This window comes from Niallia circulans NBRC 13626 (assembly GCF_001591585.1).
Classification (GTDB): domain Bacteria; phylum Bacillota; class Bacilli; order Bacillales; family Cytobacillaceae; genus Niallia; species Niallia circulans.
Genome location: NZ_BCVE01000027.1, coordinates 43,710 through 59,318 on the forward strand (window position 1 = coordinate 43,710; position 15,609 = coordinate 59,318).

Here is a 15,609-nt window from a genome sequence, read left to right on the forward strand (position 1 = left end):
ACATCGTCTAAAACCTTAGCCAACTTTACTCCTCCTTGCTTCACTTTAGTTATCTGTTTTCACTTCATGTCGAATCTTTTAGTTTTTTGTGGAATTCTATTCCTTTAATAATTCCAGTATTTGATATACCATAAATATACTTATTACGTTTGAAAGGCGGTGAATTCATGAAAAAAAATCTCTTGAAAATTACAATGGTTTTTGGATTAATTTTCTCTGTGTCATCACCAGTATTTGGTTCAGATGTGAAACCAATGATTTCTGACTGTGGTGGTTCAGAACATCCAGTTCCGTGCTGGGCTTATTAAATTTTGTACAGTAATACATTGGAACCTTTATTGATTTACTTTTATGAAACAATTATGCCTTTCCTTCTCTCCCTCCCGAAGGATTAAAAATGATGATATTCCTTGATGCAGCCAAAAGCTCGAATCTCCAAATGACTATGTAATTTTCTTAATTCTTGCCTATACCTAGATTGCGGGCTGGAGGATTATAAGCCTTTAAGTGGAAAGGTATTGACTTTGGAGAACATACCATTAACGCCAGCTATCCACAAACAATTAACCCCTCATTCATTAAGACATACACACTTTTCTTTTAGCAGAAGCAGGAAATGAATTACTTCAAATCATGGACCGGTAGGAACATACACATTACTAATGACAGAAAAAAAGAAGCCTCCCAAAAGCTTGGTGAACTGATGAGAAGCCTATAAAGTGATGGAGTTTTTCCATCACTTTTTATTCCTTATAAATGTTCTATTCTTTAATGAAATACTATTTTAGCATGTCAAAAATCCAGTTACACTACTGTTGAGATGTTAAAAGCTCTATAAATATAGTGGTCAAGGGGCTACCAATTCAACCTTAATTCTATCCGGATCTTCAAAATAAACCGCGTAATGTTTTTCCCCTCCTGCATAGGGATGTTTGTCGGTATAAAGGATCTTAACACCCTTTCGTTCTAACTTTCTTGTCATATCGTCTATTTGTTGACGAGAACTTGCGTGGAATGCCAAATGGTTTAGTCCTACCCGACATCTATGGTAAGGTATGTCCATAAACCGTTCTTCTGCTTGTACGAAAACAATATATGTCTCTCCAATTTTCCAGCTATGTCCACTTTCCCACGACTGAAAAGACTCATATCCTAATTCCTCTAAAAACCACCCCCAAAAAGCGATTGAACTTTTCAAATTTGAAACATATATTTCAATATGGTGAATAAGACCTTTTGACAATAGATGGCCTCCTTTTCTAATCTATATCGATTATTTTATCAGATAATTTTAGAGTTACAATTATTTAAAAACAACATTCTTTGAGAATATCCTTAGAAAAATATTTTATTTGTTTTTTGTTGGTTAAAATTGGGCAAAGCTAATATTCCTTTTTAAAATGCTCTCTGCAACTCTTCTCATCTCCGACCATCCATTCTTACATGCCTTTTAGTTAGGAATGAATTATCCATTGTTTTTTAACTGGAAGCTTCATATTACAAATACATGCTGGCTTTTTTATAATAAATTACGTTATCTACATACTTTTATAAGACAGAAGGAATAATGTTGGAATAATGAAAATAAATAGGAAGTTAGCCATAAGGAAGTTTAAAATATGAAATCTCAGATAGGTGTAATAAGAAAGGCTAAAGGATTAATGCAGAAATATGTTGCTCAACAGGTAAGAAGTTCTCATCAGCAATTGAACGATTTTGAAAATAATAGGGATTACCCTTGAATATAAAAGGCTTATAAGATCACTAAAATACTTAATCATATTGTAAATAACTTGTATATTTTGGAAGACTAAAAACCCTCTGCTAGTGTTGCTGATCCAACCAAGATGCTCCAATTTCCAAATTTCTCCTACAAACAATAAACAGTCATCTTTTACGATGACTGTTTTGCTATACATATAATATCCAATTACTTATTACCTTCTATATATTCTAATATCTGTTCTCTAAATAGTTTAAATACTGGATTTGTACTTTCCTCATATATTCTTACTATTTTATTTATGAATTGTTTATCGTTTGTTAACTCATAGGTTATTAAATACCATGCAGATCTTCCTGCTTCATTTGAAATAATTTCATTTTCACTTTTTATTAAAACTAATAAATTCTGAAGTTGTTCATTAAGAACTTTTCCATCTTCACCATATAATTTTTCATAAGCACTGATACCATTTAAAACATCCGTAGTATCACTACTTTTTATTAGTTCTCTGGCTTCTTCTAAGGTGAAAACGATAGCACCATCTACTTCTTCCTCCTCTTCCTCATATATGTACAAATTATCTAACATTTCATCAAATGAATCGAATAAGCGGATAAATTCATTTTCCTCTGAAAATATGTAAATTACACTTGGATTAGAAGAAGACTCATTATAATCTAATGCTAGCCACTCATGACCCTCTCCACTAAGTATTATTATATTTTCTCGTTCAATTTGCCATTCTTCCACAAAGTATTTCGTTTGAAATATTCCCTCACCCTGCTTAATTCCAAATAAATACTCTATTATAATATAATTGTCATCTTCCTCATGATTCTGTTTGAATGGTAGCGCATTATATTGTAATGTTCCACCATTTTTAATTTTTAATAAATCAATATATGATTTAGGTAATTTTACATTAAAATGTTTTTCTGCAAGTATAATATCATCTTGAACTAAGTCATCTAACGTATAATCATTAGCCCCACCCTTCCAAATATTCATATTTTTTCTCCCTCTTTTTTTAAAAATTGTCCGTTCATACTTTCTTTCCTCCCTTCCTTACTACTTACTAATAGGAGTTTTCTTTATTATAGATAGATATTCCTTTCTGTAGCTTCGAAATAAAGATTGATTAAAATATATTTGCTTTTTATTTTATCAAAGAATACAAAAAATCCATTTTGAAGAAAGATTATTCAAAATGGATTATCTATTAATAACTCTTTGACTTTTTTATAAGAAATTTTCGCTCCCTATTGAACTATTTAATTATCACTTCTGCTAGATTTTGTTAAGGCGTCTTTTCCATACATACGTTAAGGTAATAAAGATGTAGATGAAAAGTGTTATGATCGTTACGATGATGGATGTCGTGAGAATGATTCCAATCAGGATCATAATTAAAGCGATAATCGCAGCCCAAGTCGTATATGGGAACCATTTAACTGAATAGGCGCTTGTTTTTCCAGGCTGTTGTTTACGTGATTTCAAATGGGCGAAGGCAATGATCAACCAGATGAATAATACGGTATATCCCAGTGATCCCATCAGAAAATCGAAGGTCTTGCTTCCAGCAAATAAGGAAATCAGTACACCGCCAAATAAAGTAGAAGTACAAATTAATATTGCAAAAACAGGAACTTTCTTCTTCGATAAACTTGAAAAAATTTTCGGAATGCGGCCGTCCACGGCTTGCGTATATAGAACGCGGGATGAACCATACAATCCAGAATTCATCGATGAAATAATCGCTATTAGAACAACGGCGTTCATAATATGGTCAGCACCTGGAATCCCTATCATTTGAAAGACCATCACAAACGGACTTTCAGGCACCCCGTTTACTTCGTTCCAAGGCATTAAACTAACAATGATAAAAAATGGAATGATATAGAAAGAAATGATTCTGACCAATGTACTCCGAACGGCTTTTGGAACTACTTTTTCGGGATTTTTCGTTTCTGCCAATGTGACCCCGATAATTTCTGTCCCGCCATATGAATAAATTACCACCAGCATCGCCGTGATTAAACCAGTTGATCCATTCGGAAAGAAACCGCCATGATCAGTCAAGTTAGAGAAACCAACTGCTGTATGATCACCAAAAGTAACGAGCAGCAACAATAATCCAGCCATGATGAACACAATGATGACGGTTATTTTAATTAAAGCAAGCCAGTACTCCGTTTCAGCAAAAACCTTTACTGATAGCAAGTTGATTGCTGTAACTAACACCGAAACAGCTAATGCCAGTATCCAGATTGGATATTCAGGCAGCCAATATTGAATGAAAATAGCCGCAACGATTGATTCGGCCGTGATGTTCAATACCCACATTTTCCAATAGATCCAATCAAGGAAATAGGCAGGATACTTTCCTAAAATAGATTGGACAAGATCCCTGAATGTTCTTGCACCGCTATTACGGACCGCCATTTCAGCTAAACCTTGCATGATGAATAATAGAATGATGCCCCCTATCAAGTAGGCAATTATTGTGGATGGACCTGCCATATCAATTGCTGAACTGCTTCCTTTAAATAAACCTGCCCCAATGGCTCCACCTAATGCCATCATCGTAATATGCCTTGAAGTCATTGTCCTTTGTAAATTCCGTTTATCCGTTTCCATATCCTAACCTCCAAAAAAATCATAAAAGGCATATCGTCCCTTCTTCATTTGATTATGAAGAAAGAGACGATATGCCTTAAGCTTACCGCGGTACCACTCTTATTGGCCCTTTTCGAACCCTACTTTAAAAACCTTGTAACGAAGGTCAATCGTTAAAACCAGGAATAGATGAACTCTAATCTTTCGCTTTACCACTCCCAGGCAAGTTCAAAGTATCATTGGACTGCGTTGCACCAACCCGCAGCTCTCTTAACCGAATAATGAGCTTTTACTACTCCTGATCTTTGCGTTGTGAAAATTATATCTGAATATTTTTTATAATATCCAATACTATACGGACAATACGTGAATTTGTCAATATTTTTTTCAAGATAATAAATTAAAAGAAACAAATCATAAGAAAAATGTGGTGACATAGTTATATAAATAAATCAGGAAAATACTATCTAAAATATAATCTGATGCCTAATCCCCGGGAAAACTTGCAAGCGGCAACAAGTAAAGCTCCCCGGTTAGTGACTAAGTCAATTCTTCACAATCTTTCTTTTGGAAAGAGAAAGATGACCTTCACCTTGAAAATGATGAGTTAAAAATATTCCTTGATGCAGCTAAAAATTCGGAACATCCAGATGACTATGTAATTTTCTTAACTCTTGCTTGGACTGGATTGCGAGCTGGGGAATTATTGACCCTTAAATGGAAAGATATTGAATTTGAAGAACATACCATTAATGTTAATAAAACGTATTATAATACAAAGAACTTTCAACTACTTCCTCCAAAAAAAGGATCAATTCGAAAAATAGAAGTGGAAGAAGTTAATAATACACTAAAAAACATCAACTTCCCCAAAAGAAAATAAAACTACAATTAGGGAAAGACTATTATGATAAAGATTTCGTTTTTGGAAGACTAAATGCGCCTTATTTTGGTTATCCACATTTTATTAAGACAATTGAAAATCGAATGGAGAGCTTATTAAAGAAAACGCCAGATATCCACAAAAAAACATTAAGCCCTCATTCATTAAAGCATACACACACTTCTCTTTTAGCTGACAGGAGTTGAATTACTTCAAATCATGGATCGATTGGGACATACAGAAGATGAAACAACTACACAAATTTATCTTCACATTACTAAAGACAGAAAAAAGAAGCTTCCCAAAAGTTCACAGAACTCATGAGAAGCCTCCGTTATAAACCTCTATGTTAGCAAATCATTCTCATCTTACCAACAAATCCTTATCTATCAAGGGTTCAAGGGGTAGATTACATCATGCCGCCCATTCCGCCCATGCCACCCATGTCAGGCATTGCAGCACCTTGACCAGCTGGTTCTGGCTTGTCAGCAACTACAGCTTCTGTTGTTAAGAACATAGCAGCAACTGAACCTGCGTTTTGTAAGGCAGAACGAGTAACTTTAGTTGGATCAACGATACCAGCTTCGATCATGTTTACCCATTCGCCGTTAGCAGCGTTGAATCCTGTTCCCACTGGTTCGTTTTTCAATTTCTCAACGATTACGGATCCTTCTAGACCTGCGTTGAATGCGATTTGACGAACTGGTTCTTCGATCGCGCGTAGAACGATGTTGATACCAGTTGCTTCGTCGCCTTCTGCTTGGATAGCAGCTACTTTATTGTATACGTTTAGAAGTGCTGTACCACCACCTGCTACGATACCTTCTTCCACAGCAGCGCGAGTAGAGTTTAGAGCATCTTCGATACGTAGTTTGCGTTCTTTTAATTCTGTTTCTGTTGCAGCTCCAACTTTCACTACTGCTACACCGCCAGAAAGTTTTGCAAGACGTTCTTGTAATTTTTCACGGTCAAATTCAGAAGTAGTTTCTTCTAATTGAACACGGATTTGGTTTACACGTGCTTGGATATCTTCTGTTGAACCAGCACCTTCTACAATTGTAGTAGTCTCTTTTGTGATTACTACTTTTGCAGCGCGTCCTAAAGATTCAATAGATGTTGTCTTAAGCTCTAAGCCAAGATCTTCTGTGATTACTTGACCACCTGTTAAAACAGCGATATCTTCTAGCATTGCTTTACGACGATCACCGAATCCAGGAGCTTTAACAGCTACTGCAGTGAAAGTACCGCGAAGTTTGTTTAATACTAATGTAGCATTCGCTTCGCCTTCAACGTCTTCTGCAACGATTAATAATGGTTTACCTTGTTGAACAACTTGCTCTAACACTGGTAAAATTTCTTGAATGTTTGTAATCTTTTTATCTGTAATTAAGATATATGGATTTTCAAGAACAGCTTCCATTTTATCTGAGTCAGTTACCATGTAAGGTGATACATATCCACGGTCGAACTGCATACCTTCTACTACGTCTAGCTCAGTAGTGAAACCTTTTGATTCTTCGATTGTGATAACACCGTCGTTACCAACGCGTTCCATTGCTTCAGCAATTAATTGTCCTACTTCTTCATCTGCAGAAGAAATAGCAGCAACTTGTGCAATAGAAGCTTTGCCTTCGATTGGTTTAGAGATAGCTTTTAATTCCTCAATCGCAGTTGAGATTGCTCTGTCCATCCCTTTGCGGATACCCATTGGGTTAGCTCCAGCAGTAACGTTTTTAAGTCCTTCGCGGATCATTGCTTGTGCTAGAACTGTTGCTGTTGTTGTACCGTCTCCAGCAACATCATTTGTTTTGCTTGCTACTTCTGCAACTAGTTTTGCACCCATGTTTTCGAATGCATCTTCTAATTCGATTTCTTTTGCAATTGTTACACCATCATTTGTAATAAGTGGTGAACCATATTTTTTTTCAAGAACCACGTTACGTCCTTTTGGTCCAAGCGTTACTTTAACAGCGTCTGCTAGAGCGTCTACCCCACGCAGCATTGCACGGCGAGCTTCTTCACTAAATTTAATATCTTTAGCCATTTTGAAAAACCTCCTCAAGTATTGTTATCTCATGTATTTTTATAATTCAGTAATCTCTTATGTTAAAATAAAGTTAGCCAATAATAGCTAAAATGTCGCTTTCGCGAAGGATTAAATATTCTTTCCCTTCGTACTTCACTTCAGTACCAGAGTATTTTGAGAAGATAATGCGGTCATCAACAGATACTTCAAGCGCAGCACGTTCTCCGTTGTCTAGTACACGACCAGTTCCTACAGCTACTACTTTACCTTCTTGAGGCTTTTCTTTAGCAGAGTCTGGTAATACGATACCACTTGCAGTTTTTTCTTCTGTTTCAACAAGCTCAATAATAATGCGATCTCCTAATGGCTTTAACAAGTGAAACAACCTCCTCAAATTATATACAAATTTTTTATTATTAGCACTCAATCACAATGAGTGCTAACACAATTATTATATTAATTAATCTTTTCTCAGAATGCAAGAGACAAGACTTATTTTTTCGTAAATTTTTTTCTAGTTTCTTTTGCCCTTACAAAGTATATACCTTTACGCCTTAAATATTCATTCTTTCTATTATTTTAGTTGCTACTATTTGAAACAAGACACTCCTTATTAGTAGAATAGAAAGTATGATTGTCTGTTATCTTCAATATAATATGAACAGATCAGCTTAGATATAATTCCTATGTCACAAACTTTTAAACCATATTTATTTAAAGGAGCTTTTATTTTGAAAAAAGAATATTGGATTATCATAATAGCTTACATTGCCATGCAGCTCTCTACTTTTGTTGGAGTTCCTGTTATTCTTTTTATCGCTGGTTTGCTTGGGTATAACCCAGCATCTAAAGCGATTCAATTCCAATCTAACGTTATTTGGTTGATATTTAGTTTTGTCGTTACCCTTATAATCTGTCTTTTTCTGTTAAGAAAAGAAATGAGAAATCCAATGCGTTCCGATATGATGAATATTCCTTCTTCTATCGGCTGGGCAATCGGGGGCATTTTTCTATCTTTATTTGCACAAACCTTCGCAGGCATAATCGAACGACTATTAGGCATAGAAGCTGGATCGGAAAACACAGAGCAAATCATGCAGCTTATTAATGCTGCACCTCTTGTCATTATCGTAGTAAGTATGATTGGACCCATTCTCGAGGAAATTGTGTTTCGTAAAATTATTTTCGGTTCCCTATATAAGCGGTTCGGATTTTTTATCTCTGCACTAATTAGCTCCCTTATCTTTGCGGTTGCTCATAGAGATTTCTCCCATATTCTACTATATGCAAGCATGGGATTTACATTTGCTTTCCTATATGTGAGGACCAAAAGGATTCTTGTGCCAATCTTCGCCCATGTCGCAATGAATTCATTCGTAGTTATCATGCAATTAAACTATGATAGAATTATCGAATGGCAGGAAAAGTACTCAGGCGTCACACACTTTATTGGAGGATTTTTATAAAATGAGAAGATCACCGCTATTTTCAGGAGTTCTATATATTATATTCGGAGCTTTCTTTATATACTTTGCAGTACATGATTTACAACGAAACCAAGAATGGGGATTTTATACATATTTACTAGTCATCCTCGCGACCTTTGATATCGGTTCAGGAATTAAGCTAATCAATTTTCACTTTTTCCTGAAAAAAAACCAACGCGACACTAAAAAACCAAAACAATAATCAAGTCCGTTGGCTTCTGTTGGAAATCAACGAGCAAAAATTTCTCAAAAAAATGCGTGTATAAGAATGTAGTTCCCTCTACACTCTTATACACGCATTTCCTTTTTATTCTTCCGTTTCCTCAGCCTCTACTTCTACTTCCGCATCCGGAGTAGGATAATGTTTTAAGAAATAAACAAGAGATTGCAGCTCTACTGCTAAGTCAATATGATGAACTCGTACATTTGATGGCACATTTAGACGAGCAGGAGTAAAGTTCAATATCCCTTTAATATTACTTTCCACTAAACGATCAGTAATTATCTGAGCAGCACTTGCAGGAACCGTTAATATCGCCACTTCTACTCCATTTTCTTGCAGAACTTTCTCTAGATCATCCATATGATGAATCGGCACATCGTTCACTAAAGTGCCAATCTTTTCTTCTATCACATCGAATCCCACTTCTATTTTTGTGTTATTATTTTTTAAGAAGTTATATTTTAAAAAGGCAACCCCCAGATTACCAACACCAATTAAAGCAACCTTTGTTAGTTCATCTTGATCTAATGTTTTACGGAAAAATGACAATAAATAGTTTACATTATAACCATATCCTTTTTTTCCAAGAGCACCAAAATATGAAAAATCCCGTCTTATCGTAGCAGAATCAACCTTGACTGCTTCACTTAATTCAGCGGAAGAAACTCTCTGCTTTCCCGATGAATGCAAGTTTTTTAAAAAACGATAATATAATGGTAACCGCTTCGCTGTTGCCTGCGGTATTTTCATTACTTCATTATGCATACTTATCCCCTACCTATATTTAAAAATTAGCAGTTATTTCTACTGCTCTCTTTTGTAATTGCCGCTTTTTCCACCCGATTTCTCGACTAAATAGGTGTGCCCAATTACCATCCCTTTATCCATGCTTTTACACATATCATAAATAGTTAACGCTGTGACAGAAGCAGCAGTTAAGGCTTCCATTTCCACACCCGTACTCCCAACTGTCTTTACCGTTGCTGAAATAATTAGGTGGAAAAATCCTGCCTCTTCTTCCCATCGAAACGATATATCGACACCCTTCAACATAATTGGGTGACACATAGGGATAATATCAGCCGTTTTCTTAGCAGCCATAATTCCTGCCACTTGCCCAACAGCTAAGACATCCCCTTTTTTGATTTCTAGATTTGTGATTTTCTGATAGATTTCTTCCCTTACTTTAATGCTAGATTGAGCAACAGCTATGCGAACGGTTTCACTTTTTTCTGAGATATCAACCATTTTTGCACGGCCCTCATGATTAAAATGTGTAAACTCCCCCATAATAACACCTCTAAGCAAAATGATACACTATTTTAAAGAGAATGTGTATTTATTATCACTTTTTTCCCATTTCACCTTTATTGCAGTATAACGTATTTTTAGGTTACACTTATGGTACATAATCCCCTGAGGTGAAGAAATGATACTATTACAAGTAAATCAGCTAACCAAGCACTTTGGAGCTGAACTTATCTTATCAAATATAAAATTAGAAGTACAAGCAAGAGATAGAATCGCTCTCGTGGGAAGAAATGGTGCTGGGAAGTCTACCTTATTAAAAATAATTGCTGGACAACTGTCTCATGACTCTGGTGAAATCATAAAACCGAAAAATGTCGAAATAGGCTATCTCGCCCAAAATACAGGGCTGGAATCAAGTCTTTCCATTTGGGATGAGATGTTAACTGTATTCCATGAACTTCAAATAAAAGAGAAGCATTTAAGAAAACTGGAACGACAGATGTCGGATCCTGGCACTATCGAGAACCCAGATGCTTTTGAGAAAATTTTAAAAGAATATGACAATCTGCAATACGATTTTAAGGAAAGTGGCGGCTATCAATACGAAGCAGATATACGTTCCGTTTTACACGGACTTAACTTTAATACATTCGATTACAGTACTAAAATTTCCTCTTTAAGTGGTGGCCAGAAAACAAGACTGGCATTAGCTAAACTGCTTCTTACGACACCAGATATTTTAATTCTAGATGAGCCGACTAACCATTTAGATATTGAAACACTTTCCTGGTTAGAGCAATACTTGCAAGGCTATAAAGGAGCCGTATTAATCGTTTCCCATGACCGTTACTTCCTTGACAAAGTAGTAACACAAGTCTATGAAATATCTAGACATCATATTCAAAAGTTTCTCGGTAACTATAGCGGTTATCTTGAGCAAAAAGCAGAAAATTATGAGCGTGAAATGAAACTTTATGAAAAGCAGCAAGATGAAATTGCCAAACTAGAAACATTTATTCAAAAAAACTTAGCACGTGCATCTACTACCAAAAGAGCACAAAGCCGTAGAAAGACATTGGATAAAATGGAACGGATGGATCGTCCAGACGGAAATGAAAAATCAGCTTCTTTTGGGTTTGAAATTACAAAACAAACAGGAAATGATGTTTTAAAAATGGATGATCTTTCTATTGGTTATAAAGATAATACTGTATCCAAACACATATCCTTCCAAATAAAACGAGGAGATAGTGTGGCATTAGTCGGACCAAACGGTGTTGGTAAATCTACTTTATTAAAGACAATTATTGAAAAGCTGCCAAAGCATGCTGGCTCCATTTCACTTGGATCAAATGTAATGATCGGCTACTATGATCAAGAACAAGCGGAATTGACATCAAACAAACGCGTATTAAATGAATTATGGGATGATTTTCCACTAACTCCTGAAAAAGATATCCGAACAGTACTTGGTAACTTCTTATTCTCAGGTGATGATGTTTTAAAAACAGTTAACTCATTAAGCGGCGGGGAAAAAGCGCGTTTAGCATTGTCCAAATTAATGATGGAAAAACCCAATGTATTAATATTGGACGAGCCAACTAACCATTTAGATTTAGATAGTAAAGAAGTACTTGAAAATGCTCTAATTGATTATCCGGGCACCATTTTATTTGTTTCACATGATCGTTATTTTATAAATAGAATCGCAACAAAAGTGATTGAATTAAGTGCAGAGGGATCTACAGAATTCTTAGGTGACTACGATTATTATGTGGAAAAGAAGTTAGAACAAGCAGAGATTAAAGCATTGGAAGCAACGGCTTCTATTCAGGTTGAACGTGACAATGGTACAGAAGACAAAACATCTTACCAGATGGATAAGGAAGCCAAAAAGCTAGAAAGACAAAGAATAAGAAGAATTGAAGAAATTGAAACAACGATCGAAGAACTAGAACTAAAAGTATCGGAACAGGAAAATCTCCTATGTGAACCTGAAATTTTTCAGGACCATGCCAAGGTTTTAGAACTAAATAACAGCCTTGAACAGTTAAAAGGTCAAATTGATCGTTTGATGGATGAATGGACCGAATTGTCAGATAAGTAAAAAGTACTGGGTATGCCAATACCCAGTACTTTTTTTCCACATTATTATCCACATATTAAAGAGTTATTATATAAGCTTTCCACATATTTACCCACATTATCCACAAGACAATAATAAGTTATACACATTATCCACATTTTATGTATATAACATCATATTTATTCACAATTACTCTTTTCTATGCATATAAGTAAAAAGGCTTATTCCTTTTCATTGTGGATAGTTATATCTAATCCTGGATTTCCGTTTAAATCCAATTGTGCCCGCTGTCCTTTTTCGAAGAAAATGGTACCGGCTGCTGCAATCATTGCTGCATTATCTGTGCATAAAGATAATGGAGGAATGGTTAACTTTACAGATTCTAACTGTTCAAATTTCTCTGCAAGTACTGTTCTTAAACCCTTGTTAGCAGCAACACCGCCCGCTAATACAACTTGTTTTACCTTGTATTCCTTTGCTGCTTCCATAGTCTTTGAAACTAATACATCCACTACACTTTCCTGAAAACTAGCAGCCAAGTCCTCTGGTCTAATAACTTCTCCACGTTGTTCAGCGTTATGCACAGTGTTGATAACTGCAGATTTTAATCCACTGAAACTAAAATCATACGTGCCTTCTATCCATGCCCGTGGCAGCTTTACGGCTTTTGGGTCTCCCTCGCTTGCTAATCGATCGATATGAGGACCACCTGGATAAGGAAGCTGGAGCGTTCTTGCGACTTTATCATATGCTTCGCCAGCCGCATCATCCCTTGTTTCTCCAATAACCTCAAAGTGACCATGCTCTTTCATTAATACTAATTCGGTATGACCACCAGAAACCACAAGCGCTAATAAAGGGAATTCTAAGTTATCCACAAGTCGATTAGCATAAATATGCCCAGCAATATGATGTACACCAACTAAGGGGATATCATGTGCAAAACTTATTGCTTTAGCTGCATTTACACCTATTAAAAGAGCACCGACTAAACCAGGACCTTCCGTTACAGCAATAGCATCTATGTCCTCATAGCTTATCTGTGCTTTCGAGAGGGCCTCTTCAATCACAAGCGTAATCTGCTCCACATGATGTCTTGAAGCAATTTCTGGAACTACTCCGCCAAATCGTTTATGACTTTCTATTTGAGAAGAAACAATATTAGAAAGGATTTCTGTTCCGTTTTTTACAATAGAAACAGCCGTCTCATCACAGCTTGTTTCCATGCCCATTATTATTACATTATTATTCTTCATAATTTCACCCACATTACTAAAGCATCTTCTAGATTATCTGTATAATACTTCTTTCTAATTGCTCCATTTTGAAATCCAAGTTTTCTATATAAATTTTGTGCTACTTTATTTGTTACACGAACTTCTAGTGTCATAGTAGTTGCACCAAGCTTCCTTGCTTCATCCATAATCTTTGTGAGCAGCATTTCACCAAGTTTTTTCCCTCTAAAATCAGGCAGAATAGCGATATTTGTAATATGTGCTTCATCTACAACAATCCACACACCACAATATCCAACAAGCTCGTCTTCATATTGGATGACAATATATTTTGCAAACCGATTTTGGGTCAGCTCATTATAAAAAGCCTCTTTGCTCCATGGAGTACTAAAAGAAATCGTTTCAATTTTAAAAACATCATCGATATCCGCGACTGTCATATTGCGAAATTCAAATGTTGACATTATCCCCTGTCTTCCTTTTTCTCTATTTTATTTGCCTTCAGCCAATTTGCCTCTGCTTCTGCTAAGCGAATATAATTAGGGGTAAACGTATGTATCGCTTCTCCCTCTCTAGCTTCCCCTAACATTGCAAGAATCGACGGTCTAGGATTAAAGTCCACAGCATCTGTTAACTGAGCAAACTCTCCTAATCCTTCTGTTAAGATATCTTGGTGTATAGGTAAGTCATTTCCTACAAACAATATTCGCTGTTTTAATGGGACAAGTTCCTCTATCCAATCAGTTGAAAGGATTAACTGATCATTTTTTACGATCTCGATATCATTTCTGCTAAATTGATAAAGCCCTGTGTAAATCTGTCCTCTTCTCGCATCAAATAAGGGAGAAACATATCCATCAAAGTATCTTCCCACAGATGCAGCAAGCACTTCTAAACTAGAAACACCTACGAGTGGGATGTTTAACGTCCAAGCCAGCGTTTTCGCAATGGTAACACCAATACGCACACCTGTATAAGATCCTGGACCTTTTGCTACCACAATTTTAGAAAGATCCTTTGGTTTTATATCACAGTCCTTCATTAACTGTTCAATTGCTGGCATTGCTCTAATCGAATGATTCTTTTTTAGGTTTGTAATATACTCCCCGATTACCTTCCCATTCTCATATAAGGCAACCCCTAATACAAAATTTGATGTATCTATTGCTAATATCTTCATGAAAATAACTCCTTACATAATTGCATATAACGGGAGCCCTTAGGTGATAAGACAATTTTTCTTCCCGATGTATTATCATAGTATAAGTTAATCTGCAGATAATCCACTGGTAACTGCTCCTCAATCAAATGAGCCCATTCCACTACTGTAACGCCTTCACCCTCGAAATACTCATCAAATCCTAAATCCTCATCGCTATCCTTTAAGCGATAAACATCCATATGATACAATGGTAATTTCCCTTGATACTCTTTAATTATTGTAAAGGTAGGACTATTAACTGTTTTAGTTATCCCTAACCCTTTCGCTATTCCTTTTGTAAAAGTTGTTTTGCCAGCACCTAAATCACCTTCTAAAGTGATTACATCTCCTGCTTGTAAAAGCCATGCAATCCGCTCAGCAAAATCAATCGTTCCTTCCGCAGTATCTGCCTTCCATTCAAAGTTATTCATAAATTACTCCTAATACAAATTTAATAATGGTATTATCTTTTATTATACTCAATTACCCACTGAGTCTAAAGGTAGTCTTTTGTTTTTTGTGGAAAACCTTCTGATCTTGCGATTTTATTTTTATTTAGTTATCCACAGTCTCTCCATTTAAAGAATTCCTAGACGAACAAAAAAATCCTTAGGTTTCATTCCTAAGGATTTTTCATTGTTTGATTGCGGGGACAGGATTTGAACCTGCGACCTTCGGGTTATGAGCCCGACGAGCTACCAGACTGCTCCACCCCGCGACGATATAAAATAATAAAAGCCTGGCGACGTCCTACTCTCACAGGGGGAGAACCCCCAACTACCATCGGCGCTGAGAAGCTTAACTTCCGTGTTCGGTATGGGAACGGGTGTGACCTTCTCGCTATCGCCACCAGACTATTTATTTTTGAGGTTATT

General features: G+C 36.0%; 15 protein-coding genes, 1 tRNA gene, 1 rRNA gene, 1 pseudogene and 1 other annotated feature. Of the genes and pseudogenes, 5 read left to right on the top strand and 13 right to left on the bottom strand.

Annotated elements, in window-relative coordinates; all coding sequences use genetic code 11:
* Positions 1-167 precede the first annotated feature (167 nt).
* Positions 168-308, top strand: coding sequence for a hypothetical protein (locus tag BCI01S_RS25475; RefSeq protein ID WP_156485486.1), 141 nt, complete (start codon positions 168-170; stop codon positions 306-308).
* 539 nt (positions 309-847) lie between these two features.
* Here BCI01S_RS25475 and BCI01S_RS22015 read toward each other — a convergent pair.
* From BCI01S_RS22015 to BCI01S_RS22025, 3 genes are all read right to left on the bottom strand, one after another.
* Positions 848-1,243, bottom strand: coding sequence for a VOC family protein (locus BCI01S_RS22015; RefSeq protein WP_047943333.1), 396 nt, complete (start codon positions 1,241-1,243; stop codon positions 848-850).
* Between the two features lie 687 nt (positions 1,244-1,930).
* On the bottom strand, positions 1,931-2,734 hold the full coding sequence (locus BCI01S_RS22020) for an SMI1/KNR4 family protein (RefSeq protein ID WP_053215736.1): 804 nt from the start codon (positions 2,732-2,734) through the stop codon (positions 1,931-1,933).
* A gap of 279 nt (positions 2,735-3,013) precedes the next feature.
* Positions 3,014-4,363 carry an amino acid permease gene (locus tag BCI01S_RS22025; RefSeq protein WP_061801107.1) on the bottom strand — a complete coding sequence of 450 codons (1,350 nt, stop codon included), beginning with the start codon at positions 4,361-4,363 and terminating at the stop codon, positions 3,014-3,016.
* Between the two features lie 59 nt (positions 4,364-4,422).
* Positions 4,423-4,657, bottom strand: a binding site (T-box leader).
* A gap of 289 nt (positions 4,658-4,946) precedes the next feature.
* Here BCI01S_RS22025 and BCI01S_RS26395 point away from each other — a divergent pair.
* Positions 4,947-5,225: pseudogene (locus BCI01S_RS26395) on the top strand (tyrosine-type recombinase/integrase); the annotation flags it as partial.
* A gap of 409 nt (positions 5,226-5,634) precedes the next feature.
* On the opposite strand, the gene groL reads toward BCI01S_RS26395, so the two are convergent.
* On the bottom strand, positions 5,635-7,269 hold the full coding sequence (groL, locus tag BCI01S_RS22030; RefSeq protein ID WP_047943331.1) for a chaperonin GroEL: 1,635 nt from the start codon (positions 7,267-7,269) through the stop codon (positions 5,635-5,637).
* A gap of 73 nt (positions 7,270-7,342) precedes the next feature.
* Complete coding sequence (gene groES / locus BCI01S_RS22035) at positions 7,343-7,627, bottom strand: co-chaperone GroES (RefSeq protein WP_047943330.1); 285 nt, start codon at positions 7,625-7,627, stop codon at positions 7,343-7,345.
* A 355-nt stretch (positions 7,628-7,982) separates the two neighbouring features.
* On the opposite strand from groES, the gene BCI01S_RS22040 reads away from it, so the two are divergent.
* A complete protein-coding gene (locus tag BCI01S_RS22040; protein ID WP_047943329.1) occupies positions 7,983-8,717 on the top strand; it encodes a CPBP family intramembrane glutamic endopeptidase in 735 nt (244 codons plus the stop codon).
* Position 8,718: 1 nt separating this feature from the next.
* Positions 8,719-8,940, top strand: coding sequence for a YdiK family protein (locus BCI01S_RS22045; protein WP_047943328.1), 222 nt, complete (start codon positions 8,719-8,721; stop codon positions 8,938-8,940).
* A 105-nt stretch (positions 8,941-9,045) separates the two neighbouring features.
* Here BCI01S_RS22045 and BCI01S_RS22050 read toward each other — a convergent pair whose 3' ends face one another.
* Both BCI01S_RS22050 and moaC read right to left on the bottom strand, forming a co-directional pair.
* Positions 9,046-9,726 (bottom strand): redox-sensing transcriptional repressor Rex, encoded by a 681-nt coding sequence (locus tag BCI01S_RS22050; RefSeq protein WP_047943327.1) that lies wholly within the window; start codon positions 9,724-9,726, stop codon positions 9,046-9,048.
* Between the two features lie 39 nt (positions 9,727-9,765).
* On the bottom strand, positions 9,766-10,251 hold the full coding sequence (moaC, locus tag BCI01S_RS22055; protein WP_047943326.1) for a cyclic pyranopterin monophosphate synthase MoaC: 486 nt from the start codon (positions 10,249-10,251) through the stop codon (positions 9,766-9,768).
* A gap of 139 nt (positions 10,252-10,390) precedes the next feature.
* Here moaC and BCI01S_RS22060 point away from each other — a divergent pair, with 139 nt between their 5' ends.
* On the top strand, positions 10,391-12,319 hold the full coding sequence (locus tag BCI01S_RS22060; RefSeq protein ID WP_047943325.1) for an ABC-F family ATP-binding cassette domain-containing protein: 1,929 nt from the start codon (positions 10,391-10,393) through the stop codon (positions 12,317-12,319).
* 200 nt (positions 12,320-12,519) lie between these two features.
* Here the strand turns inward: BCI01S_RS22060 and tsaD are convergent, their stop codons facing one another.
* From tsaD to rrf, 6 genes are all read right to left on the bottom strand, one after another.
* Positions 12,520-13,554 (bottom strand): tRNA (adenosine(37)-N6)-threonylcarbamoyltransferase complex transferase subunit TsaD, encoded by a 1,035-nt coding sequence (gene tsaD, locus BCI01S_RS22065; protein ID WP_061801108.1) that lies wholly within the window; start codon positions 13,552-13,554, stop codon positions 12,520-12,522.
* Complete coding sequence (gene rimI / locus BCI01S_RS22070; protein ID WP_047943323.1) at positions 13,551-13,997, bottom strand: ribosomal protein S18-alanine N-acetyltransferase; 447 nt, start codon at positions 13,995-13,997, stop codon at positions 13,551-13,553. Before rimI ends, tsaD begins: the two co-directional genes overlap by 4 nt.
* A complete protein-coding gene (gene tsaB, locus BCI01S_RS22075; protein ID WP_047943322.1) occupies positions 13,997-14,713 on the bottom strand; it encodes a tRNA (adenosine(37)-N6)-threonylcarbamoyltransferase complex dimerization subunit type 1 TsaB in 717 nt (238 codons plus the stop codon). Before tsaB ends, rimI begins: the two co-directional genes overlap by 1 nt.
* Positions 14,710-15,165 (bottom strand): tRNA (adenosine(37)-N6)-threonylcarbamoyltransferase complex ATPase subunit type 1 TsaE, encoded by a 456-nt coding sequence (tsaE, locus tag BCI01S_RS22080; protein WP_047943321.1) that lies wholly within the window; start codon positions 15,163-15,165, stop codon positions 14,710-14,712. Before tsaE ends, tsaB begins: the two co-directional genes overlap by 4 nt.
* A gap of 213 nt (positions 15,166-15,378) precedes the next feature.
* Positions 15,379-15,452, bottom strand: a tRNA-Met gene (locus BCI01S_RS22085).
* Positions 15,453-15,471: 19 nt separating this feature from the next.
* Positions 15,472-15,588: ribosomal RNA gene (rrf, locus tag BCI01S_RS22090) — 5S ribosomal RNA — on the bottom strand.
* Between the last annotated feature and the right edge of the window lie 21 nt (positions 15,589-15,609).

Coding starts and splice junctions, on each gene's coding strand:
- BCI01S_RS25475 (WP_156485486.1), top strand. CDS start 168: ATGAAAAAAAATCTCTTGAAAATTACAATGGTTTTTGGATTAATTTTC.
- BCI01S_RS22020 (WP_053215736.1), bottom strand. CDS start 2,734: ATGAATATTTGGAAGGGTGGGGCTAATGATTATACGTTAGATGACTTA.
- BCI01S_RS22025 (WP_061801107.1), bottom strand. CDS start 4,363: ATGGAAACGGATAAACGGAATTTACAAAGGACAATGACTTCAAGGCAT.
- groL (WP_047943331.1), bottom strand. CDS start 7,269: ATGGCTAAAGATATTAAATTTAGTGAAGAAGCTCGCCGTGCAATGCTG.
- BCI01S_RS22045 (WP_047943328.1), top strand. CDS start 8,719: ATGAGAAGATCACCGCTATTTTCAGGAGTTCTATATATTATATTCGGA.
- BCI01S_RS22050 (WP_047943327.1), bottom strand. CDS start 9,726: ATGCATAATGAAGTAATGAAAATACCGCAGGCAACAGCGAAGCGGTTA.
- moaC (WP_047943326.1), bottom strand. CDS start 10,251: ATGGGGGAGTTTACACATTTTAATCATGAGGGCCGTGCAAAAATGGTT.
- BCI01S_RS22060 (WP_047943325.1), top strand. CDS start 10,391: ATGATACTATTACAAGTAAATCAGCTAACCAAGCACTTTGGAGCTGAA.
- tsaD (WP_061801108.1), bottom strand. CDS start 13,554: ATGAAGAATAATAATGTAATAATAATGGGCATGGAAACAAGCTGTGAT.
- rimI (WP_047943323.1), bottom strand. CDS start 13,997: ATGTCAACATTTGAATTTCGCAATATGACAGTCGCGGATATCGATGAT.
- tsaB (WP_047943322.1), bottom strand. CDS start 14,713: ATGAAGATATTAGCAATAGATACATCAAATTTTGTATTAGGGGTTGCC.
- tsaE (WP_047943321.1), bottom strand. CDS start 15,165: ATGAATAACTTTGAATGGAAGGCAGATACTGCGGAAGGAACGATTGAT.